We start from the raw sequence: 21,560 nt of genomic DNA, 5'->3' as shown, positions 1-21,560 counted from the left end.
CATGTGTAATCACGACCGCAGCCGCTTACTCGGCTGCCATTCGCTGGGCCATGGCCTGTTTTTCGGCGGTATGTTGCAGCTTCAGTTCAAGATACGGGCCAGCCTTGTCGATCTGTCCCCGAGGGCGTGACGGCAGTCGCGATGCAATCAGAACCCGTGCCGATGCAAATTCTTCGGGGGTGACGGGGCGGTTCTGAAAACCGGTTGCAAAGTTATCTGTCAGGATTGGATAAATCCGCAGTGATGGCCCGGTGCGCTGCCGTTTGCTGAAGCGAAGCGCGACGGCCAAACCAAGCGGCTGCACGTCGCGCTTGTTAAAGCGACCCGGCGTATTCCAGACAAAATTGCCGATGTTGAACAACACGGGGCAACCGTCGATGACCTCGACCGGTTGGGTGATGTGCGCCCCATGGCCGATGATCAGATCGACACCCGCGGCCACCAAGGCAGCAGCCGTTTCGCGCTGGCTGTCGGTGATGTCTTCGTAATCCGTTCCCCAATGCGGGAAAGCGATGAAGGTCGGGTTGGGCAAGATGTCACGCAATGCGTCGATCTGCGCCGCGATCATTTCGGGCCAGATGCTGGCAACGCCGCCATGCCCCCGGCCCGCATACCAGCGATAGCTGCGATCATATCGGCGACGATGCTCAAATCCGGGAAAGACGACCAGCGACTGGTCAATTCCGCCGACGGAAAAGCGATGGATCATCGGGTGCGATGCGGTATCCACGTCGGGGCCTGCGCCGAAACCCGCAATGCCCGCGCCCTGCAGGCGGGACAATGTTTCCGCAAGGCCAGCAGGCCCGCAATCAAGCGCGTGATTATTGGCAAGCGTCACAGCATCGATGCCAGCCTGTTGCAGCGCAGCGACGGTCCGGGCTGGATCAGACCAGCCCAGATATTTCTTGCGTCCTTGTAGTCCGGCATCGGGACGCCCGGACAGGGGAACCTCCAGATTGGCGATTGTCAGGTTCGACTGCCCCAGAACATGGTGCAGATTGGAAAGGGAATAGCCGTGGCCATGGGTGCCAAGGATGCTTTGCAGGTCCGAGACGCGTGGATGGTGCATATAGCTTTCACCGAAACCGACATCACCGATGAACAGGGCGGTGAATTCGTCCGGGTTTTCAGTCTTGCGGGCCACCGGGCTGGCGTAGTTCGGGGCGTCAGCATCGATCTTGTCCGGGGTCGCCTGGGCAGGAAAGCCAAGTGCATCGATTGCGATCGAGGACGCTGCTGGTTCATCCAATGGAATGATGTGATTCTGGGCTACGCGCTGAATGGCACTCATTGCCAGCCGATCGTCGTCGGATTCGACCTGCGGCGCGATGACCGCAAGATCCAGCCTTTCCACCCCGATGCCGTTTTGCGCTATCTGCCGGGGTGAAACCTGGATCACAGCCGCGTCGATCTGGTTGTCCCATTCCAAGGCGGTGGCGTCGTTCACCCGCCGGGAAGACGTCGCGCCTGCCGCGTCACAGACCAACCCAAGGGTTTTGCCCGAAGCGGTGGCCGCGGCCTCGATCCTGCTGCGCAGATGGTTGGTCTGTGCGGGATTGCCGATAAGGGCGATCACCGGCATTCGGACCGGGGCGCGATCGGGAAACAGCATGTTCAGCATCGCATCGGTGATCTGGTGCCCGCGTTCTTCCATGGCATGGATATGGATATGGACACCGGGCCGGCTGTTTACCTCGCAGATGGCCGCACCATTTTCACGCCAGGACACCGAAGGGTCTTTGGTGATGAAATCAACGCCGCAGACATCCAGACCGATAACCGCTGCCGCCTGCGCCGCCAACGCCCGATTGTCGGGATGGATAAGGTCGGTGATATCAACGCCTTCACCCCCCCGAGAGATATTGGATTCGCGACGTAGCAAGACGGTTTCGCCTTGGGTTGGAATGCTTTCCGGTGTGAAGCCCTGATCGGTCAGCACTTCCAGCGCGTTCCCATCCAGTTTTAGCGGGCGCATGATCGCCATGCTGCTGGGCAGCGCACTTTCGCGCTCGGGGCGTTTGTTTTCCTTTTCGACCAACTGCTTGATCGTCAAGGTTCCGTCGCCGGTGATCTGGGCCGGGCGTCGTTGCGCCGCTGCAACCATGCGTCCGTCAACGACCAGCAGCCGATATTCCTCTCCGACGATCAGGCTTTCAATGACCACGTGCCGCGAAATCTGCTGGGCACGTTTGAACGCACGTCTTAACTGTGTGGAATTGGTGACACCAATGGAGACACCGCGCCCCATATTGCCATCACGCGGCTTGACGACCACAGGGAAGCCGATCCTGGCCGCGAAACCTTCAGCTTCCGTGGTATTGGCTGTCACGCTTTGCCGCGCGACAGGTAATCCCGCAGCGCTCAGGATGCGATGCGTCATGCTTTTATCGCGGGACAGGGCGCGGCTTATGGACGTCGTGTTGGTCGATTCCGACCCCTTCAGGATCTGCGAATGCTTGCCCAAACCAAGGCGCATGTAGTGAGAGCGTTCCACCACCGACCACGGGATCCCCTTGGCGGTCGCGGCCTTGGCGATGGTCAGGCAATCGCCAGATGGTGTTTCGTGGCCAGTGGCCGCAAAAAATTGCATCAACTGTTCGATGAACCGGTCGTAAAGCGCGTTCGCGGTCATCCCATCTAGCATGTGCTGTGCCATGGAGATGGCGACCTCGGCCGCGGCCAATCCAACGGCCTCTGCGCGGGTTTCAAAAATGGCGATACCTTGTTTTTCCAATTCTTCCGGTTGGATGCGATGATTGCCGGTGGCGCTTTGCCGCCATGAACAGAATTTCACCGGCCAAAGCGCATAGCGTTGCGTCAGGACGGCCAGAACCTCGATTGCGCCTGCGACCGGGACGGGCTGTTTGGCGCGGTGCAGGCGTCGCCATGCAGGGCAGTCGCTGATCTCGGCGCGAATCCGGCGCAGCATGCGCCCAAATTCCTGAATCGCCGCTGCAGGCATGATCACGCCGGTCGCGCCATCTAGTGTCAGTTGAATGGCTTTGCGGCGGGTATGGATATTGCCCGGTTGGAAGAGGTGGCTTTCTATAATCTTCATAACGGCAACCTTTCTAACAATGAAATGCACTCAACCTTCGCGCATGCCGCGCGAAATGAACTGGGTAATCGGGGAAAACAGGTAATTCAAAGTCGTGCGCGCACCGGTGTGGATCATCACCTCGGCGCTCATCCCCGGCTGAATCGGGACTGTGCCATTTTCGACATCGCTCCGGTCAAGCTGCACCCGTGCAAGATAGTAGGGGGCGCCCGTCTGCGGATCGACAAGACGATCGGCTGACACGGTCTGGACAATGCCTTCGATCGGTTTTTGACTGCGGCGGTTCAGCGCGGACAACCAAACCTGCGCGTCTTGTCCCTGCGATACCTGGTCAATATCCATGGGGTCGATCGTCGCCTGCACCACCAGCTTGTCGCTGACAGGCACGATTTCCATCAGCCCCTGACCGGCAGAGATTACGCCACCAACCGTATGAACCTGCAAGCCAGTGACCACCCCCGTGACAGGAGAGCGGATTTCCGTGCGACCCATGACATCCCGCGCGGCAGCCAGACGTTGTGACAGCTCATAGGCGCCCGCGCGGGTTTCGCGCAGTTGCTGGACGACTTCGGTTGCCATTGAATTCTGCAGCTCTGACCGGCGAAGGGCGGTTTCTTCGATTTTTTGCTGGGCGGTTCCGATAGCGGCGCGATAGCTTGCAATCTCACCGTGCAGTTCTGCCTGCTCGCGCTGCAACCGCAACAGGCGCGGGCGATCTGTCAGCTTGCGATCGTATAGCGCCTGAACATCTGCCAGCTCTTGATCCAGCAGCAGCAGGCGGCCCTCCGAGGACGTGATCTGATCCTGCAACCCTTTGATTTCAGCATCCAGACCACCGGTCGTGCGTTCAAAGATCGTCAGGCGATCCTGCAGCAATACCCGACGGCTTTCAAAGATGCTTTCCTGTCCGCGCATCGCAGTTTGAACGGCCAGATCACCGATTTTATCGGTCAACTCGGACGGAAATTCGATCTTGTCCGCTTTCAGTTGTTCGGCAATCAGGCGCGCTTCGGTTGCGCGTGCCTCGAAATACTGGGCCTGAATTTCGTTCAGGCTAGAGGCGGGAACGGTATTTTGCAGCCTGATCAGCGGCTGGCCGGCCTCGACGGTGTCGCCGTCACGCACCAGCAGTTGATCAATGATACCGCCTTCAAGATGCTGAACTGTCCGCACGTTGGTGTCGACACTGACGATGCCGGGCGCGATCACGGCACCTTCCAGTGGTGCGCTTGCCGCCCAGACATAGAACGACCCGACGAAAACCGCGATGATCGCAAAACCTGCCGTGGCAAGGCCACGACCAAACGGGCGATTCTGGGCATCTGTGGCTGCCTGATTTTCCTGGGTTTCCAGAAGGGTCATGTCACGCTCCTCAGATGATCTTTGGCGCGTTGCAGCGTTTCGTTACCGGTATTTTCCGTCACCTCGTGCGAACGCTTGCCACCCAGGATAAGAAAGCGGTCCGCCATCCGCGCGATCTGTGCCGCATGGATGGATTGGGTGATGATGATCGATGAGCCGCCTTTTTTCAGCTCTGCGACCGCGCTTTCCATCAAGCGCCTTGATGGGCTGTCAAGGTTTGCCGATGGCTCGTCCATGACGATGATCCTTGGGCGACGATAGAAGGCGCGGGCCAGCGCGATGCGTTTGCGTTCACTGCCGGACATGCCAAAACTGTCGCCACTGATGACCGTATCATAGCCATCTGGCAGGCGAATGATCTTATCGTGAATGCCGACAAGAGTGGCGGCGTCGACGACGTCGTCAAACTCTCCTTGGCCCATACGCGCGATGTTCTCGCGAATGGTGCCGGTAAACAGCTCGGTGTGCTGTGGCAGAAAGCCGATCAGATCCGCGCGAGTTTGCGGGGCCAATCGCGACAGTTCGACATCGCCCATTCGGATCTGTCCGTCACGCGGCGACAGGACGCCAACCAGCAGCCGGGACAGCGTGGTTTTGCCGGTCCCGGCAGTGCCGGTCACGACCAGAATTTCGCCCGGCGCAAGGTGCAGGGACAGGCGATTGAAGATGTAGGAACGCTCCGAGGGATGACGATAGCTCATCTGGTCAAGGACCAGTGGCGCATCCTGCGTGCCGTTCAGAACCGAGACCTGAATTGTTTCATCGGGGTCCAGACGCCTTTTCATCGCCTGATAGGCCGTGCGCGTTTCGCGCAGGTTGCGATAATTGCTGATTGCGTCATTGGCCAATGAAAAGCCGAAACCTGCCATGATCCTTGCCGCGAAAATGCCGCCAAAAGTCAGTGAGCCGATGACCACCAGCCAGATGCCCGCTGCAATCATGGCGATGCGCAGAAACTGTCCAATGCCACGGCGCAAGGTCTTGAACAGAATCTGCCGGTCCTGCACGCGCTGCTTTTCCTGCAACCGGGCCGAGGCCGTGCGCCGCCAACGTTCCGTCAGCGTGGCGCCCATGGAAAAGGCACCGACGCTTTCCTTGTTCTGCCCGGCCGCCTGAACAAGGGCAGCCTGTTCGCGATAGGCCGCGCCAGATGCGCGGCGCCCGTCGCGGGTCAGTGAATCGCTAAGGATGCCGACAACCGCCAGCGCGACCAAAGACAACAGGCCAATCACCCCTAGCAATGGATGGATCAGGAAGATTGCGATAAAAAACAACGGCGCGAAAACAACATCCAGCCACGATACCAGCGGCCCCGATACAAAGCCGCGCAGCGTTTCCAGATAACCAAGCGATTCATTGATCTCGGCCGTCTGATCTGATGATCCGTTACCGCCCAGCCCCTGATCGACAAGATAGGGGCCAAAGCGCCGCTCGATCCATATGCCCCAACGAACAAGCATCCGGCGTCGCAAGACATCCAGCGCCATCCCGCAGGCAATGGCAATGACGACCATAACCGTCAACATGACCAGCGTTTCAATGCTGCGGCTGGCAGGCACCCGGTCCAGTGCCTGGATCAGATACAGCGGCATTGCAAATTTCAGCAGGTTGAAGCAGGCAGTGAATATCACCACGACGCCCAGACCGGGGCGAGAGATGCGCCACGCCGTGCTGAGCGCCGAGACCGTGCCTGCTTTTCTTCGTTTTGCCATCGGGCGAATACACTCGCTACATGAACATGCCCAAGCCGGATCAATTCAGGTGAGTAGGCTTGGGCTTTGGTCTGGCCGACAAAGACAGATCGTCGGCCAAAGTCGCTTATTCGGCAGCGGCGATGCTGAACCTGCGCTGAAACGCCTGACCAATGTCAGAGTCAGCATATTCGGCGTCGCCATCCAGATTACCCATCATGCCCGGGGCGCCGTCGAGTATTTCATCTTCGTCCAACCCGTCATATTCTGGCGCGGTGATCATTGGCCAAGGGCTGTCTGCAGTGCGGCCTTGCAGGTTCAGAAGACCGGCATTCGCCATGATGTCGCTGACGGATACCAGCAAATCACCAATGTCGTCATAGCGGTGACGGTGCGTTGTCAGACTGGAAAGCAGCGCCGTTACGGTGGTCTGCAATTCGGTCGGACGCGCGTCGATGACGCCTTTGATCGCGGCCACAGGGGGCGTTGCACGCTGCAGGAAGGCGGGCGTGTAGTCAGTCTTTTTCAAACGCGGGATCTGCAGTTCAATCGTGCCGAAATCCGTGACCCAGTTTTGCAGTCGAATACCATTGCGCCAATCACTGCGCTTTCTGTCGTGCCTGCCATAGGCGACACCACAAATCCTGTTGGCATCGGCCTGCATCACGTGATGCGCGGCAAGGTCAAGGATGTCGCGGGCCAGCGATGCGCCTGTCACAATTGTCCGTTGTCCATCGCCCCTGACAGGCCCCAAGGCAACCATATTGCCCAATTCAATGCTTGCCGGAACAACCGTTTGGGACAGCGTCTTCAGCGACGGCTGATCTGCGCCTTTGGTTGCATAGGCCTTGGCCGCGCGATCGCGAATGGCCGTCATCAGCGCCCCCTCCTGCAACTCCAGGGGAGAGAAAACACGAAGCCCGGTTGTGGTCTCGGCTTCTCTTACGCCCAGAGGCGAACGTCCCAGACAACCGCTGATGCCCAGAACATCGTGACCCGCGCGTGTCAGAAGATCGACACCATATTTCGCGCCCATGGCATCATAGGCGGCGAAGACCGTGCCGATGGTAAAATCCATGATCCGCTGACTGTGGATCAGTTGCGAGGTTTCAAGCTGTTGCAGGCCATCCGCAATCTCGATCACGGCAACATCGCATCCCTGTGCTGCGGCATAGTTCATCAACCGGCAGGCGGCATCTTCGATGTCTGAAATGCCAACCAGATAGGTGCTTGCATGGCCGGCATCCGTGAAATCCAGCGAAATATCGGCACCTGCATCACGAACAATCCACATATCGCCACCGGCACCCGTTCCGGTAATCTTCAGCGCGGCCACCTTGTGCCCCATCCGTTTAAATCCACGCACCAGCGAGGTTGCCGTCAGCGTTTTGCCGGCGTTCATGGATGTGCCCAGCGACAAGACCGCAGGAATGGTCGGCGCGAAACAAGGCGCTGGCACCGCGAATTGCATCACGTTCAACCGCGCGCCATCCGCGTTTCCAAGAATGCCCAAGGGCGTGATCCGGGTCGGCGGTTTCATCCTTTGATGGCGCGACAATTCCAGCGAAGCGATACCACCGGCGGCGACCAGATCGCATGGGCCAAGATCGTTCCCGATCTGCGCTTCGTATTGATCCGGCGCATAGCGGTTGCCAAAGCAGACAATGATTTCATCCCCCGGAAAAAGATGGGCACGGCGACCGTCCGTAAGCTCTAGCTTGGTGTGTTTCCCGATCTCATCAATCCGCGCCAGAACCAGATCGCCGGGTTGGGGGCACACATCGCCTGATATCAATGTCTGATAAGCCTTACGCGGAACCCGACGGGTGCTGAATGCGCGTTTTGCCCGTGAAATACGGGTTTTCCCAATAGCGACATGGACCATAAACCAGTCCCCCTTTTTACAGAATATCGGCCAGAAGCCGCGGCGCTCTCACTGCGTCCTGAATTTGTTAACAAGCGGGATCATGTGAACGCAACACGTCAGAGCAGGCAAAAGAATGCGCGACGCATTCGCTGTCATATAACTGCAATATTCCTGCATTTCCTGTGATTTTCTTGCCAAAACAACGATCTACCAAAGCACTGCAAAACCATCGTTAGAAAAAAAGTGAGGCGCGGTTCCTTGAAGGATTCAAGGGGGTGCTGATGCGTGGCCAGCAGGGCTAAAATGCATTTTTCAGTTGCTAGAGAGAGATCGTTTTTCCCACAATATAAGCCCATAACGCGCCAATCAGAAAGTTGCGCATCGTGCAAAATGTAGGGGAAAAGAAATCCGAAAAGAAAACTTTTCTGGCGCCGATTCTCGCTGAGTTCACCGACGACAATGGGGTGATGTCGGCGGTTTGATCGTTAGGCTGATTTGTGCCATGTGACATTTGTTTATGGGCGATTTTCTGCCAGTGAGGGACTCTGGTTCTGATGTCAATTCCACGCGCCACGCGCGACGCATCGAATTAAGGGGGAAATTGTCCATCGTGGTCCCCGTCGACGAATCAGCACGTCGATTTCGGTAGATCTGTGGCCCTTTAAAAACCCATGGCTTCGGTCATCGCTTCGTTTTGCAGCATGCCCCGGGCGCTGTGCCCCACATCGTCTGCATGCAGAAGCGTCCAGTTGAATGGCCAGCCCCGGTCCGCGGCGACGGCTTTGGCCTCCTCGAAAGTCTGCTGGCCCCGATCAAGGCGGTTGGCCCCCTGACGCGTCGCCGCGTCGGTCATCGTCAGGCTTTTTCGCCCGGTATCTTCATCGCCCAGATAGATGGTGATGGGGGCCGCCAGATAAGCCCGCATCCATTCCTCCGCCTGCTTTGCATCCGGCAACCCGCCATAGCCATAGGGCGCTCCTCATCGTCGGTCGGCAGAACATAGGTGGAAGGATTGGCAAGGATGATCCGCTGCGCCTCGTCCGGAAGGGAATAGGCGGCAACTCTGGACAGAAACTGCGCCCCGGCGGAATGGCCGAACAGATAGACCGGCGCGTCGGGATTGCCATTATCGTCCTGCGCCCAATCGACAAGATCGTCGGCCAGTTCGACGGTCCATTCCTCCATGGGGCGTAATCTGCCATCATGGATCAGCCCGCCCCGGTGGTAGGACCAGTTTGGAAAGCGCTCTTTATCAAACAGCGGCGCATAGAGGGTAAAGCAAGACCGGTCGGCAAGTGGAACCGCACTTTCCAGGTAGGATCTGGCTGACCGGCTATTGCCATGAAATATCATCAGGATCGAAGGAGAGGCGCAGTCTTGTGGGGTATAGGTAAATACCTGCAATTCCTGTCCGCCGATGGTTGCTGTTACCCTGCCAACGCTTGGCGAATCTGCAATCGCAACGGTTGCCCAAGTGGCGGCCACCGATATGGCTATCCCTGCTGCAATGGTTCGGTGTCGCATCTTATGGCCTTGTTCGACTTCGAGTCCGTCCAGGATGGACTGGCCCAAGGGGCAGTTCAAGATTGCGGTCGCGACCGAAAGCCGGGACGACTGATGCGGTCCGAAAAACGGTCCTGATCCGCCGAAGCCTGGTTTTGGCCGGCGCGGTGCAGCCGATTGTCCGAGGAGGCGTCGTCAGGTTCCGGCAGGTCGATGATCTGGATGGCGCGCGACGGGTCCAGCATCGCCTGTGCCGAATGATCAACACCGGGAACAATCTTGATCTGCCAGTTAAAGGCGCATCGAAGCCGCAAAGCTGTCATCGCCCCAAGGTTATATGTTTTCGTGGCCCGCGACAGTCTGTCCGGGCCTTGGCGTTGCGCGGCGGCGCTGCGGGTCAGGCTTGGATCGGTCACCTCACGATCATCAAGCCCCACACAAAGTGTTATCGGGCGTTCAAGATAACGGATCTGCCGCGCTTGCTCGATCCCCTTCGGAAAGATGCTGCCCAGACCGTATGGGGCAGCTTCGCCCGCGGGAAAACGGCCCGTGATCGGCAGAACATGGCTTGATGGGCTGACAATCACGATGCGCTGCGGGGCCGAAACCAGATCCTGAAACGCCGCAACGCGCGATAAGAATTGTGCCCCTGCGGAAAATCCCCACAACCAGTAGGGCGTCGTGTCCGTCGGGCGCAGCAGATGCAGCAACGGTTCCACCAGTCGCGTCGTCCATCGTTTTTCTGGCCGAGGGTGGTGGCGCTTGTCTGTGATATTTGCCCGTTGATACACAGTGGGCGGGAAACGATCTTTATCGAACAATGGCGCGGCGATGGTCAGGCCGCAAAGTTCAGACAGGGGGATTGCAAAGTCCCGAAGCGCAGCGGCATTGGCGCTGTTGCCGTGAAAAAGCATCAATAGCCCCCGGGATCGCCCGATGGGACGGTGGGTAAAGACGGACAGCCGGATGCCCTCAATTTTGACATCCTTTGTGGATGAGCCGCGTGCGATCAAGATGCTGATCCTGCTATTGGTGGTGACGAAGATCCCGATGCCGTCCAGACGACCTGACGCATATTACCGCAAGTTTTCGCTGTCAGTGAATTGAAAATCAACGATAAAAATAAAGCGGCGCATTTCAGCCCAATCAAGGCGTGAGTGGCTGTTTCCACGGTAACGCCTCATGTCTTGAAATAGATAATTGCAATAGGTTCAATAATACGAACCCGAAATTTGATGTCAAATCTTGCTGGCAAAACCCGCCTATTACTGGCGTGGGTTTGCCGAAAACTATCTGGGCTGCGACGCAAGGGCGGGGCTGAACTGCATCAAGCTAAGGATTTCAAACAGAACCTGTGCTGCAATCCGGGCCGTGGCGTCCGTTGTGTCATATTGCGGTGCGATTTCGACAACGTCGCCCCCGACAAGATTGATGCCTTTCAATCCGCGGATCAGTTCAAGCGCCTCACGCGGGGTCAGGCCGCCGACCTCTGGTGTGCCGGTGCCGGGGGCAAAGGCGGGGTCGATGGCGTCTATATCGAATGACAGATAGGTTGGCCCATCACCCACGACCTGTTTTGCGCGGGCGATGATTGCCGGGATGCCAAACCCGTCAATTTCTTCGGCATGAATGACGGTCATGCCCGAGGCGTATGAAAACTCCCACAGATACTCGGCCGCGCCGCGAATGCCGATCTGGATGGTGCGCTCGGGGTCAAGCACGCCGTCCAGAACGGCATTGCGCATTGGCCCGCCGTGGTGGAATTTCGTGCCGTCCGTGCGCCCGCCAGTGTCGCAATGCGCGTCGATATGAATCAGCCCTACGGGGCGGTCACGGCCAACGGCGCGCAGCACCGGGTGCGTGATCGAATGATCGCCGCCAACGGAGAGGGGCAGGGCGCCCGCATCCATGATCGCGGCGATATGGGCTTCGATATCATGGTGGCTTTGTTCCAGCTGATACCGGCTGGTGAACGGGCAATCGCCGATGTCAGCCACCGCCATATCATGCAGCGGCAGGCAGTCCAGAACATGGTTATAGGGACCAATCCGATCGACCATCCGCACGGCGCGAGGGCCAAAGCGCGTGCCTGCGCGGTTGGTGACGCCCAGATCCATCGGTAGACCGGTCAAGGCAACCTGCAAGCCATTGGCATCCTGATGATGCGGCGCACCCAAAAGCGTAGGCACCCCTGCCCAGGGCATCGCCCGCTTGCCACCCTTGAACAGTTTTTTCCCGACCCGGGCAAATCGCGGGTCATAGATTTCGCTGCTGTTTTCACCGTCAAACTGTTCGCGCAGTTTTGCCAGTCGGTCTTGATCGAACGCCATTGCATGCTCCTGCGGCAAGGATATGGGCAAAGTGCGAATGCTGGGTTGGTGGGCTGCACCCTGACCTTGCCGTTTCGGCAATGATCCATGATATTCGTGCCGCTGGCGATCCCGAAATTGCAGCCCATCGTGTTTGGCGGGCGAATGCGTCGATCCGGTGGGCTTGCGGCCTATGGACGTTTAGCCGTCCACAACCAGCATCGTGCCGTCGATCCGAACCGGAACGCTGTCCAACCCGCAATCTGCGCCCTCGACCACATGCCCGGTGTGGATATCGAAGCGCGCACCATGCGCGGTGCAAAGCAGTTTTGTGCCGTCCGCAGAAAGCATTTGATCGCCGCGATAATTCAGCGGCAGATATTGATGCGGGCAGGCGTTGACATAGGCGCGAATGCCCTGATCTGTTGCGACCACAAGCAGGGGGAATTGCCCCTTGTCCGTGTCAACCGTCAGGGCGCGGACGCCCTGAACCTGATCTTTCGGGCAGATGACTGTGCCCGGCACCGGGGCCGTGCTGTAATCGGTCCAACTCATCGGTGAACGGCCCCGCCGGTCGACGGGGCTTTCCTTGTCAGTTGGCCGGATCGGCGGTCAGCACGCCACGGCGAATCTGGTCTTCCTCAATGGATTCAAACAGTGCGCGGAAGTTGCCTTCACCAAAGCCATCATCCCCCTTACGCTGAATAAACTCGAAAAAGATCGGACCGATCACAGTTTTCGAAAAGATTTGCAGCAGGATGCGCGTTTCGCCCCCGCCGACCACGCCTTCGCCGTCGATCAGAATGCCGTGCTTCTTCATCCGGTCGATCGGCTCTTCATGGCCGGTGACGCGTTTGCGCGACATTTCGTAGTAGATATCTGGCGGGCCGGGCATGAAATCCATTCCTGCTGCCGAGATCTGGTCGGTGCCCGCATAGATGTCTTCGCTGGCGATTGCGATGTGCTGGATACCTTCGCCTTTGTATTCCTTCAGATATTCCTCGATCTGGCTGTGATCGTCGGTCGATTCATTGATTGGGATGCGGATCTTGCCATCGGGCGAGGTCAAGGCGCGGCTGACAAGACCGGTCTGCTTGCCCTTGATGTCGAAATACTTGATTTCGCGGAAGTTGAAGGTGTCGTGATAGAATTTATACCACGTATCCATATTTCCACGAATGACATTGTGGGTCAGGTGATCCAGATAGTAGAAGCCAAAGCCAGTCGGTTTCGGGTTCGGTTCACCCAACCAGTTGTAATCCGCATCATAGGCGCTGCCCTCGCTGCCATAGATGTCGATGAAATACAGCAAAGAACCACCGATCCCATAGACCGCAGGCGCGTCGATGGATTTGCCATCGCCTGTATATTCCGTTGCCCCCAGATCAAGCGCACGCTTCAACGCCGCCTGTGCATCAACGACGCGCCAAGCCATCGCCGGGGCGCACGGGCCGTGTTCCTGAACAAAGCCGGCGGCGTGGCTGTCTGGATCGGCATTCAGGATGTAGTTGATGTCGCCCTGACGATACAGCGTGATGTTCTTTGTCTTATGCTTCGCGACCGGGACGAAACCCATCTGCCGAAAGATGGTATCCAGCTTTTCAGGCTGCGGATGGGCATATTCGACGAATTCGAAACCATCCGTGCCGGCCGGATTGGCGGCGCTGATGGTGGCTTTCGGGGCGTTGTGCGGGAAAGGGCCCATATTCTGCTCCTCAGGGTGCATGTCTCGTGTCGATGACAGAATATCACCCCGCGAATGCACGATGCTTGCGAACTGGGTCGAAAAGATGTCAATATTGCATGACATCTGCATGAATATTGAAGATTGTGCATGAAATGCAGCTTGATAGCTTCGATATCGCGATTCTTGTTGCATTGCAGCATGACGGATCAATCACCAATGCCGCATTGGCCGAGGTTGTGAACCTGTCAGCCTCGCAATGTTCGCGTCGCCGCGCGGCATTGGAACAGGCTGGCGTGATCGAGGGATATTCGGCGCGGTTAAGCGCGGTCAAACTGGGTTTCGGTTTGCGGGCCATCATCCGGGTGAACCTGTCCAGCCACGGGCAGGGCAAGGAAAGCGATTTCGCCCGCTTCGTCGCCAGCCAGCCGCAAATTCGGTCGGCCTTTTCCGTGTCGGGCGATGCGGATTATGTGCTGGATATCCGCGCCCGCGATCTGGAAGCCTTTGCCGATTTCGTGCACCGGCATCTGTTGCCGCACCCGCAGGTCGCGCAGGTCCGATCCGAGATTGTGCTGAAAACGCTGAAGGACGATGCGGGCGTCGGGCCGCTGTGACTTATTTCCGGGATCGACCGGGACGGGGGAAGGGCGTGCCCCGACCTTCATCGGGGGACGTGACCGTTGCGATCGCTTGATCCAGCGCCGCTATTCCGCGTTCCAGCGCCGCCCGGTCGCGTGCGGGCATGGCATCCAGTATTTCCTGCGCCCGTGCCTCGACCTCGTGAAGGGCGCTTTGGAACAAGTCGCGCCCGGCATCGGTAATGGCATAGTTCCGCAAGCGCCGGTCCGACCCCAGAATATCGCGGGTGATCAGGGCTTTTTCCTCTAGCCTGCTGGCCGCGCGACTGACCTGAACCTTGTTCAGCGATGTGCGCTGCGAGAGCTGCAGGGAATCCAGCCTGCCTGCGTCATCCAGCAAGAACAGCAGACGCCACTCCTCACGGGACAGGCCGTGTTGTCGGCCATAGGCTACGGCCAATTGCCGTGAAAATGCTTCGGCGGTGACGGCAAGACGATAGGGAAAGAATGTTTCAATGCGCATATCAGGGCTGTCTGTTTTGGGTTTGCGAGTTGGTCTTCAGGCCCTGCCAGCGCATGACGGCCGGTGGCGGGGCGGTGTCGTCAGGTGACCAGATAAAGCGACAGGACCGGCAGGCCGATGATCAGGGCAAGCCTGACAATATCTGCTACCCAAAACACGAAGACACCACGAAAGATCGTTGCAAGTGACACATCGGGCAGCACGGATCGCAGGACAAAGACGTTCATGCCAATGGGCGGCGTGATCAGGCTGATCTCGGTTACGACCACCACGATGATCGCGAACCAGATCAGCACGGCGTCGGGATCCTGAAGAATTTTCAGCCCAAAATCCAAATCTACGACCAGCGGATAAAAAACCGGAACCGTCAGCAGGATCATCGACAGGCTTTCAAGGAAGCAGCCAAGAACGATGTAGATCAGCACGATCACCAACAGCACCGTCCACGGCGACAGACCCAGATTTTCAACAATATCTGACAGGCTGTCGGGCAAGCCGGCGAAGGTGACGAAATTGCTGAAAATCTCGGCCCCCATGATAATGGCAAAGATCATCGCGGATGCGGTCGCGCTGTCCAGAAATGCCGTCCAAAGCGCCTGTCGGGTCATCCCGCCAATCGCGAATGCGATCAGCAGCGCGGCGGCGGCACCCATGCCGGCAGCCTCGATCGGGGTGAAAAAGCCGCCATAGATGCCTGTCATGATAAAGACAAACAGACCCATCACGGCGAAAACGCTGACGGCATCGCGGCGGGTCATTGCGTGAACCTCGCCCACCTTCGGGGCAAGTTCGGGTTTCAACCGGACGGCAACCATGACCGCCAAAAGGTATCCGATGATGCCCAGAATGCCAGGCAGGATGCCTGCCAGGAACAGCTTGCCGATGTCCGCTTCGGTCAACAGGCCAAAGATGATCAGAACCACCGAGGGGGGGATCAGAATGCCCAGCGTGCCACCCGCCGCAATCGCGCCGGTGGCAAGGCTGTCGGAATAGCCAAAGCGCCGCATGGACGGCATCGTGACCTTGGACATGGTGGCGGCCGTTGCAAGCGAAGATCCGCATACGGCTGAAAAGCCGCCGCAGGACAGAACGGTTGCCATGGCCAGCCCGCCACGCATGCGCCCGAAAATCCGGTCTGCCGCCGAAAACAGACCCTGTGCGATGCCGGATCCTGCCAGCACGTTGCCCATGAAGATGAACAGCGGAACGACCGACAGCGAATAATTCAGGCCGGTTTCAAAGACGGCGTTGCCAACCATTGCGCCCGCCGGTCCCCAGCCACGCAGCAGCGCAAAACCGACACCGCCAACAATGGCCATGGCAAAGGCGATCGGAACCCGCACGAATATCATCGCCAGAAGGATGGTAAAGGCGATCAGGGAAATGGTCATGGCGCCTCCTGCCGGAACAGCATGATGATGGCTGACAGAGCGCAGCTTGCCGCCGCCAGAAAGGCCAGCGGTGCCAAGGGCAGCGCAAGCGAGGATGTGCGCGTTCCTTCATGCCACTGATCCAGGCCGATGATGGCCAGACGCCAGGTGAAATATGCCAGCGCAACGGCCGAGATGACCCCAGCCAAACGACCCATCAGACGTTGCACACCGCGTGGGAACAGATGCAGGGCCAGATCAACCTCGACATGGCCGCCGTCAGCCGTGGTCAGCGGCAGAGCCACAAAAACCAGCGCTGCCAACAGAACCTGCGTCAATTCGTATGCGCCACCGAACGGGCGGTTGAACAGATAGCGGCCAACCACATCGAGGCACGTGACCCCGATCATCAAAAGGATCAGCAGCGCCGCAATGCCCGCCATGACGCGATACCATGTCGCATTCTTATGCGGCACCCGGCCCGGAATCCTATCCGGGGGCGTTTCATCAGCATTGTGGGCGGGCGTCGTCATTCGACCTTGATCCCGGTCATGCCGCGAAATTCGGCCAGCGCCGCCGTGCCATCATAATCTTCGCCAAGGCTTTCCGACCATGCCTGTTCCAGTTCGGACGCTTGGGTGCGCAGGGCGCCCACGACTTCCGGCGTGGCTTCATAGAATTCGACCTTGTCGCCGATTTCTTCTATGGCGGCTGAATCTGCGTCATTCCATGCCTGACCGACACTTTCTGCAAAAGCCTCGCCCGAGATCGCGTCGATGGCCGCGCGGTCTTCCTCACTCAAGCTTTGCCACTTGTCCTCATTGATGACAAAGAACCATGTCGTGTTATAAATCCCGCCGGGAACGGTCATGGAATATTTGATATCATCGACCAGATTGAAGGCTGTCATCGCCTCATAGGTGAAGGCCACACCGTCGATCACGCCGCGAGACAGCTTTTCGTAAACCTCGGGCGATGACATGAACAAGGGTGTCGCGCCAAGGGCTGAAAGCAGGTCGGCAGCGTAGCCGCCGGGCACGCGGATTTTCAACCCTTGCATGTCGGCGACGGTTTCGATCTTGCGCTTGTTATTATGCAAAAGGCCGGGGCCGTGCATGAACAGCCCAAGGATATGGGTGCCCGGATGTTCATCTGCCGCGTTCAGCTTTCCGCTGTAAATGTTCCAATACGCTTTGGAATTTGCGATGGCATCGTCACCCAGAAAGCTGAACTGACCAAGCTGGGCGCGGGTGAAGCGATCATCCTCGGTAAAGGAATGCAGGCCATAGGTGATGTCGGCCACGCCGTCGCGGGCCATGTCAAAATGCGCAGGCGGGCTGCCAAGCGGCTTGCCCATGATGCGCACGGTGACACGGCCATCGGTGGCGGCTTCAACCTGCTCGGCCCAAGGCTCGAACGCATTCACGACGATCGGATGCTTGGGCGGCAGCCAGGATGACATGATCAGTTCCTGCGCCATCAACGGCGCAGATGACAGCAGCAATCCGGCAAGCGCCAGTTTCAGTGATTTCATGGTCTCTCTCCCCAAGGTTCCTTCGCCTCCCGCGAAGGGTCGAAATTGTCTGGATGGGCCTGTTGAAAGGCGGGGTGTGTGTGGCAGCTTTGTGCAACTGTCGTGATCCGGGGCAGGTGATCAAAAACCACGCCCCACCGTGTTGCATTGTAAAGCTGCGGGATCAGGGTGCAGTCGGCCATGCCGGGTTGATCGCCGTGGCAGAACCGGCCGATGTAGCCGGGATGATGCAGCAAACGCTCGACCACTTCCAAGCCCGATGCGATATTGTCGCGGTTCCATTCGGCGCGTGCTTCCGACCCGCCGATGGCCTGAACGCGTTCCAGCACATTCAGGTTTGAAAGGGGATGAATTTCACAGGCGATGGTCAGCGAGATTGCCCGAAGATGTGCCCGTGCGGCGACATGCCGGGGCAATAGCGCAGGTTCGGGGCGCGTTTCCTCCAGATATTCCAGAATGGCCAGGGATTGCGTCAGAACCTGCCCGTCTATTTTCAGCGCGGGCACCAAGCCTTGCGGGTTGACCGCACGGTGTGCTGCACCGCGCTGCTCGCCCGCGACCAGATCGACCGGCACACGCGTGTAAGCCACGTCTTTCAGCGCCAGCGCGATCCGCACGCGATATGACGCGGAAGAGCGCCAGTAATCATGCAGGATGATCGCGTCTGCCCCAGAACAGCTCATTTCAAAGCGGGAAGAATGGTGCCGATGCAGGGGCCAAAGCCGATGCGATAGCCGTCACCAGTCGCATAGGCATACAGCCCGATTTCATCGCCATCTTCGATAAAGGTCCGGCTTTCCCCATTGACCGTGACCGGGTTCTTGCCGCCCTGCGTCATCTCCAACAATGCGCCCGTCTGCTCACTGCTGGCCCCCGAAATGGTGCCGGATCCCAGCAGGTCGCCCACACGCATCGGGCAACCCGATACGGTGTGATGGGCCAGTTGCTGAGCGCTGGAATAATACATGACGTTATAGTTGGTCTGGCCCATGCGTTGCCCGTTCATGGTCCAGCCTATCGTCATATCGTAAAAGCCCGGACGGCTTTCTTGCAGATAGGGCAACAGCGGGTTCACACGGTCGGCGCCCTTGCACCGAAACGGTTCCAATGCAGCCTGCGTCACGATCCACGGGCTGATGGTGGTGCCGACCGCCTTGGATTGGAAGGGGCCAAGCGGCTGATATTCCCACGCCTGAATATCGCGTGCCGACCAGTCGTTCAGCAGGACGTAGCCAAAGATCATCTGCTCGGCTTGTTCGACACTGATACGCTGGCCCATCTTACTGTCGGCCCCGACAATGGCGCCCAGTTCCAGTTCCAGGTCAAGGCGGCGACAGGCCGACCAGAGCGGCCCGTTGTCACCTTTCACCTGACCCATCGGGCGATGAATGTCAGTCCCCGACACGACGACCGAGGATGCCCGTCCATTATAGCCGATGGGCATATGCGTCCATTGCGGCGGCAGGGCGTTTTCAGGTCCGCGAAACAGCACGCCGACATTGAAGGCGTGGTTCTTCGAGGCGTAGAAATCGGTGAACTCGGTCACCCGGATCGGAAGATGCAAGGTTGCGGCGTTCATCGCGACCAGCGGCGTGTTTTCATCACCCCCTTCGGCCAGCAGGCCGGTCAGGCGGGCGCGAACCTCGTCCCATTTCGCGCGGCCAAGGGCGATGAAGTCATTCAGCTGAGGCTGGGAAAAAGTCCCACCGGCGTCCAGCAAACCGCGTTCTTCGCATAGGGCCAGATCAACGATCATATCGCCAATCGCGACGCCGCAGCGCGGTGCAATATCGCGTGTCGAAAAGACGCCAAAGGGCAGGTTTTGAAGGGGAAAGTCGCAATCTTCCCTGTTCGCAGCCGATATCCAGCTGCGGTATGGTTGTTCAACCATCGGCATCAAGCCCCCTGTTGTTCTGATAATCTTCCAATCACGCCAAGGCGGCGCGATGACACATTCTCTTCTTCGAAAATTCGTAACAGATTTCGTTGCAAATGCAACTATAATTTTGCGAAAATAATTTCTTTTGAAACCAATATTGTGCGCGTGAAATTTCTAATATTTTGTTATAAAAACATTTTTCATGCACCCGCCTCTGGCTATTCCATGTGCTGCGTTGTGATCAAGCGGTCAAGGACACGGCTCATCGCGGGCGCATCCTCTCCAATTTCTGCCAGCAACTCGGTCTGAAAATCCTCGGCAATCCGGCCAAGGCGTTGCATCAGCGTTTTCCCCTGCGACGTCAGCTCAAGTGATACAAGGCGCCGGTCTGCCTCATGCCCCGATTTGCGGACCAAGCCTGCCTCTTGCAATCTGGTGGCAGCGCGGCTGATCATGGATTTGTCCAGGTTGACCCTATTGTGGATATCGCGAACGCTGACGGTCCCGGAATGGTTCAGATGCGCCAGGACGCGCCATTCGGGAATGGTTAGACCGGCCTCTTCGGCATATCGCGCCGCGAATCTGCGGCTGATCTGGGCGGCGGCTACCGACAGGCGGTAGGGCAGGAAATCATCCAGGTGAAAGGTCATTGGCGTTTCCTTTTCGCACATAACATCAGAGCGTCGTTGCATTTACAATAAAGCCTGGGGCGCGCCCAGTCTGACTTGACTTTGTTGCAATGACAACGATATTGTCATTGCAATCGCAACGATTTCGCGACGGAGGAGTTTCGCATGACCACGCAAGAACTGCCCACGGAAATGATCCGCGCCACGAATACGACAGGAACGCATGACGGCTACATGCCGGGGTTCGGCAATGATTTCGAAACCGAGGCATTGCCTGGTGCGCTGCCGCAGGGGCAGAACAGTCCGCAAAAATGCGAATATGGGCTTTATGCCGAACAACTTTCGGGCACGGCTTTCACCGCGCCGCGCGGTCAGAATGAACGGACGTGGTGCTATCGCATCCGTCCCTCGGTCCTTCATACCGGACGTTTCAGTCCGATCCAAATGCCATACTGGCAAACCGCACCGAATATCCTTCCGGGCGTGACCAGCCTTGGCCAGTATCGTTGGGATCCGGTTCCCATGCCCGGCCCGGAAGAAGATTTGACATGGATCACCGGCATGCGCACGATCACGACGGCGGGCGATGTCAATATTCAGATCGGAATGGCCAGTCATATCTATCTGGTCACACGGTCGATGCAGGACGAATATTTCTTCTCCGCCGACAGTGAATTGCTGGTCGTTCCGCAAGAAGGCCGTCTGCGTTTCTGCACCGAACTGGGTGTGATCGACCTTGAGCCAAAAGAGATCGCCATCCTTCCGCGAGGGCTGGTTTATCGTGTCGAGGTGCTGGAAGGCCCGGCCCGTGGTTTTGTCTGCGAAAATTATGGTCAGAAATTCGATCTGCCGCATCGCGGGCCGATTGGCGCGAACTGTCTGGCCAATCCGCGTGACTTCAAATGCCCGGTCGCGGCATTCGAGGATCGCGAAGTGCCCAGCCGGGTCGTCATCAAATGGTGCGGTCAGTTTCACGAAACCCATATCGGTCACAGCCCGCTGGATGTCGTGGCATGGCACGGCAATTACTGTGCCTATAAATATGACCTGCGCACCTATAGTCCCGTCGGTGCGATCCTGTTCGATCACCCCGACCCGTCGATCTTTACTGTCCTTACCGCGCCTTCCGGGCAGGAAGGCACAGCGAATATCGACTTTGTCCTGTTCCGCGAACGCTGGATGGTGGCCGAACACAGCTTCCGACCGCCATGGTATCACAAGAACATCATGTCCGAACTGATGGGCAATATCTATGGCATCTATGACGCCAAGCCGCAGGGGTTCATCCCTGGCGGGATGAGCCTGCATAACTGCATGTTGCCCCACGGTCCCGACCGGGATGCCTTTGAGGGCGCGTCGAATGCCGAACTGAAGGCGGAAAAGCTGGACAACACCATGTCCTTCATGTTCGAGACCCGCTTTCCCCAGCATCTGACCGAATTTGCCGCGAAAGAGGCCCCCATGCAGCAGGAATATATCGAAGTCTGGGACCAGCTGGAAAAGAAATTCGACGGAACGCCGGGGGTGAAATAGCAAAAAAGGCGGGGTCGACACCGGGGCGGGGTCGACA

20 protein-coding genes are annotated in these 21,560 nt (G+C 58.2%); 3 read left to right on the top strand and 17 right to left on the bottom strand.

What is annotated here, in order from left to right; all coding sequences use genetic code 11:
* Positions 1 to 25: 25 nt before the first annotated feature.
* The 7 genes from H4P12_RS12115 to H4P12_RS12085 all read right to left on the bottom strand — a co-directional run bounded on the left by H4P12_RS12115 (position 26) and on the right by H4P12_RS12085 (position 10,395).
* Complete coding sequence (locus H4P12_RS12115) at positions 26 to 3,058, bottom strand: CapA family protein (RefSeq protein WP_187793911.1); 3,033 nt, start codon at positions 3,056 to 3,058, stop codon at positions 26 to 28.
* Positions 3,059 to 3,088: 30 nt separating this feature from the next.
* Positions 3,089 to 4,420, bottom strand: a complete 1,332-nt coding sequence (locus H4P12_RS12110; protein ID WP_187793910.1) for an HlyD family type I secretion periplasmic adaptor subunit — start codon at positions 4,418 to 4,420, stop codon at positions 3,089 to 3,091.
* Positions 4,417 to 6,132, bottom strand: a complete 1,716-nt coding sequence (locus tag H4P12_RS12105; RefSeq protein ID WP_187793909.1) for a type I secretion system permease/ATPase — start codon at positions 6,130 to 6,132, stop codon at positions 4,417 to 4,419. Before H4P12_RS12105 ends, H4P12_RS12110 begins: the two co-directional genes overlap by 4 nt.
* Before the next feature lie 106 nt (positions 6,133 to 6,238).
* Positions 6,239 to 7,891, bottom strand: a complete 1,653-nt coding sequence (locus H4P12_RS19190) for a transposase (RefSeq protein WP_187793908.1) — start codon at positions 7,889 to 7,891, stop codon at positions 6,239 to 6,241.
* Between the two features lie 748 nt (positions 7,892 to 8,639).
* Complete coding sequence (locus tag H4P12_RS12095; protein WP_187793907.1) at positions 8,640 to 8,831, bottom strand: hypothetical protein; 192 nt, start codon at positions 8,829 to 8,831, stop codon at positions 8,640 to 8,642.
* A 2-nt stretch (positions 8,832 to 8,833) separates the two neighbouring features.
* Complete coding sequence (locus H4P12_RS12090; RefSeq protein WP_187793906.1) at positions 8,834 to 9,463, bottom strand: alpha/beta hydrolase; 630 nt, start codon at positions 9,461 to 9,463, stop codon at positions 8,834 to 8,836.
* A 95-nt stretch (positions 9,464 to 9,558) separates the two neighbouring features.
* Complete coding sequence (locus H4P12_RS12085; RefSeq protein WP_187793905.1) at positions 9,559 to 10,395, bottom strand: hypothetical protein; 837 nt, start codon at positions 10,393 to 10,395, stop codon at positions 9,559 to 9,561.
* Between the two features lie 52 nt (positions 10,396 to 10,447).
* Between H4P12_RS12085 and H4P12_RS12080 the strand changes: the two genes are divergently transcribed.
* A complete protein-coding gene (locus H4P12_RS12080) occupies positions 10,448 to 10,588 on the top strand; it encodes a hypothetical protein (protein ID WP_187793904.1) in 141 nt (46 codons plus the stop codon).
* A 182-nt stretch (positions 10,589 to 10,770) separates the two neighbouring features.
* On the opposite strand, the gene speB is transcribed toward H4P12_RS12080, so the two are convergent.
* The 3 genes from speB to hppD all read right to left on the bottom strand — a co-directional run bounded on the left by speB (position 10,771) and on the right by hppD (position 13,495).
* Complete coding sequence (gene speB / locus H4P12_RS12075; RefSeq protein ID WP_187793903.1) at positions 10,771 to 11,811, bottom strand: agmatinase; 1,041 nt, start codon at positions 11,809 to 11,811, stop codon at positions 10,771 to 10,773.
* A gap of 180 nt (positions 11,812 to 11,991) precedes the next feature.
* Positions 11,992 to 12,345: a Rieske (2Fe-2S) protein gene (locus tag H4P12_RS12070; RefSeq protein ID WP_187793902.1), complete on the bottom strand. Its 354-nt coding sequence runs from the start codon at positions 12,343 to 12,345 to the stop codon at positions 11,992 to 11,994.
* 37 nt (positions 12,346 to 12,382) lie between these two features.
* Complete coding sequence (hppD, locus tag H4P12_RS12065; protein WP_187793901.1) at positions 12,383 to 13,495, bottom strand: 4-hydroxyphenylpyruvate dioxygenase; 1,113 nt, start codon at positions 13,493 to 13,495, stop codon at positions 12,383 to 12,385.
* Positions 13,496 to 13,629: 134 nt separating this feature from the next.
* Between hppD and H4P12_RS12060 the strand changes: the two genes are divergently transcribed.
* Positions 13,630 to 14,091, top strand: coding sequence for an Lrp/AsnC family transcriptional regulator (locus tag H4P12_RS12060; protein ID WP_223115792.1), 462 nt, complete (start codon positions 13,630 to 13,632; stop codon positions 14,089 to 14,091).
* Position 14,092: 1 nt separating this feature from the next.
* On the opposite strand, the gene H4P12_RS12055 is transcribed toward H4P12_RS12060, so the two are convergent.
* The 7 genes from H4P12_RS12055 to H4P12_RS12025 form a co-directional block, all read right to left on the bottom strand.
* On the bottom strand, positions 14,093 to 14,578 hold the full coding sequence (locus H4P12_RS12055) for a MarR family winged helix-turn-helix transcriptional regulator (protein ID WP_187793900.1): 486 nt from the start codon (positions 14,576 to 14,578) through the stop codon (positions 14,093 to 14,095).
* Between the two features lie 80 nt (positions 14,579 to 14,658).
* The gene (locus tag H4P12_RS12050) at positions 14,659 to 15,969 is read right to left on the bottom strand and encodes a TRAP transporter large permease (RefSeq protein ID WP_187793899.1); all 1,311 of its coding nucleotides are present in this window, start codon (positions 15,967 to 15,969) and stop codon (positions 14,659 to 14,661) included.
* Entirely contained in the window at positions 15,966 to 16,481 is a 516-nt protein-coding gene (locus H4P12_RS12045; protein ID WP_187793898.1) for a TRAP transporter small permease, read from the bottom strand. The genes H4P12_RS12050 and H4P12_RS12045 overlap by 4 nt, the downstream gene beginning before the upstream one ends.
* Complete coding sequence (locus H4P12_RS12040) at positions 16,478 to 17,482, bottom strand: TRAP transporter substrate-binding protein (RefSeq protein WP_187793897.1); 1,005 nt, start codon at positions 17,480 to 17,482, stop codon at positions 16,478 to 16,480. The genes H4P12_RS12045 and H4P12_RS12040 overlap by 4 nt, the downstream gene beginning before the upstream one ends.
* On the bottom strand, positions 17,479 to 18,165 hold the full coding sequence (maiA, locus tag H4P12_RS12035) for a maleylacetoacetate isomerase (RefSeq protein ID WP_187793896.1): 687 nt from the start codon (positions 18,163 to 18,165) through the stop codon (positions 17,479 to 17,481). Before maiA ends, H4P12_RS12040 begins: the two co-directional genes overlap by 4 nt.
* Positions 18,162 to 19,373, bottom strand: a complete 1,212-nt coding sequence (fahA, locus tag H4P12_RS12030) for a fumarylacetoacetase (protein WP_425498217.1) — start codon at positions 19,371 to 19,373, stop codon at positions 18,162 to 18,164. The genes maiA and fahA overlap by 4 nt, the downstream gene beginning before the upstream one ends.
* A gap of 206 nt (positions 19,374 to 19,579) precedes the next feature.
* Positions 19,580 to 20,011 (bottom strand): MarR family winged helix-turn-helix transcriptional regulator, encoded by a 432-nt coding sequence (locus tag H4P12_RS12025; protein WP_187793894.1) that lies wholly within the window; start codon positions 20,009 to 20,011, stop codon positions 19,580 to 19,582.
* A gap of 144 nt (positions 20,012 to 20,155) precedes the next feature.
* Between H4P12_RS12025 and hmgA the strand changes: the two genes are divergently transcribed.
* Positions 20,156 to 21,523 carry a homogentisate 1,2-dioxygenase gene (hmgA, locus tag H4P12_RS12020; protein ID WP_187793893.1) on the top strand — a complete coding sequence of 456 codons (1,368 nt, stop codon included), beginning with the start codon at positions 20,156 to 20,158 and terminating at the stop codon, positions 21,521 to 21,523.
* Positions 21,524 to 21,560 lie beyond the last annotated feature (37 nt).

The organism is Paracoccus amoyensis, assembly GCF_014490725.1.
GTDB classification, from domain to species: Bacteria; Pseudomonadota; Alphaproteobacteria; order Rhodobacterales; family Rhodobacteraceae; genus Paracoccus; species Paracoccus amoyensis.
The sequence above is the reverse complement of the archived record's forward strand: the minus strand, read 5'-3'. Positions and strand labels throughout refer to the sequence as shown.

Bases quoted from the DNA above. Each gene is read 5' to 3' on its own strand.
- H4P12_RS12050 (WP_187793899.1), bottom strand. From the start codon at position 15,969: ATGACCATTTCCCTGATCGCCTTTACCATCCTTCTGGCGATGATATTC.
- H4P12_RS12095 (WP_187793907.1), bottom strand. From the start codon at position 8,831: ATGACCGACGCGGCGACGCGTCAGGGGGCCAACCGCCTTGATCGGGGC.
- H4P12_RS12040 (WP_187793897.1), bottom strand. From the start codon at position 17,482: ATGAAATCACTGAAACTGGCGCTTGCCGGATTGCTGCTGTCATCTGCG.
- H4P12_RS12055 (WP_187793900.1), bottom strand. From the start codon at position 14,578: ATGCGCATTGAAACATTCTTTCCCTATCGTCTTGCCGTCACCGCCGAA.
- H4P12_RS12115 (WP_187793911.1), bottom strand. From the start codon at position 3,058: ATGAAGATTATAGAAAGCCACCTCTTCCAACCGGGCAATATCCATACC.
- maiA (WP_187793896.1), bottom strand. From the start codon at position 18,165: ATGAGCTGTTCTGGGGCAGACGCGATCATCCTGCATGATTACTGGCGC.
- H4P12_RS12045 (WP_187793898.1), bottom strand. From the start codon at position 16,481: ATGACGACGCCCGCCCACAATGCTGATGAAACGCCCCCGGATAGGATT.
- speB (WP_187793903.1), bottom strand. From the start codon at position 11,811: ATGGCGTTCGATCAAGACCGACTGGCAAAACTGCGCGAACAGTTTGAC.
- H4P12_RS12060 (WP_223115792.1), top strand. From the start codon at position 13,630: ATGCAGCTTGATAGCTTCGATATCGCGATTCTTGTTGCATTGCAGCAT.
- H4P12_RS12085 (WP_187793905.1), bottom strand. From the start codon at position 10,395: ATGCTTTTTCACGGCAACAGCGCCAATGCCGCTGCGCTTCGGGACTTT.
- H4P12_RS12110 (WP_187793910.1), bottom strand. From the start codon at position 4,420: ATGACCCTTCTGGAAACCCAGGAAAATCAGGCAGCCACAGATGCCCAG.
- hmgA (WP_187793893.1), top strand. From the start codon at position 20,156: ATGACCACGCAAGAACTGCCCACGGAAATGATCCGCGCCACGAATACG.
- H4P12_RS12025 (WP_187793894.1), bottom strand. From the start codon at position 20,011: ATGACCTTTCACCTGGATGATTTCCTGCCCTACCGCCTGTCGGTAGCC.
- H4P12_RS12105 (WP_187793909.1), bottom strand. From the start codon at position 6,132: ATGGCAAAACGAAGAAAAGCAGGCACGGTCTCGGCGCTCAGCACGGCG.
- fahA (WP_425498217.1), bottom strand. From the start codon at position 19,373: ATGGTTGAACAACCATACCGCAGCTGGATATCGGCTGCGAACAGGGAA.
- hppD (WP_187793901.1), bottom strand. From the start codon at position 13,495: ATGGGCCCTTTCCCGCACAACGCCCCGAAAGCCACCATCAGCGCCGCC.
- H4P12_RS12080 (WP_187793904.1), top strand. From the start codon at position 10,448: ATGCCCTCAATTTTGACATCCTTTGTGGATGAGCCGCGTGCGATCAAG.
- H4P12_RS12070 (WP_187793902.1), bottom strand. From the start codon at position 12,345: ATGAGTTGGACCGATTACAGCACGGCCCCGGTGCCGGGCACAGTCATC.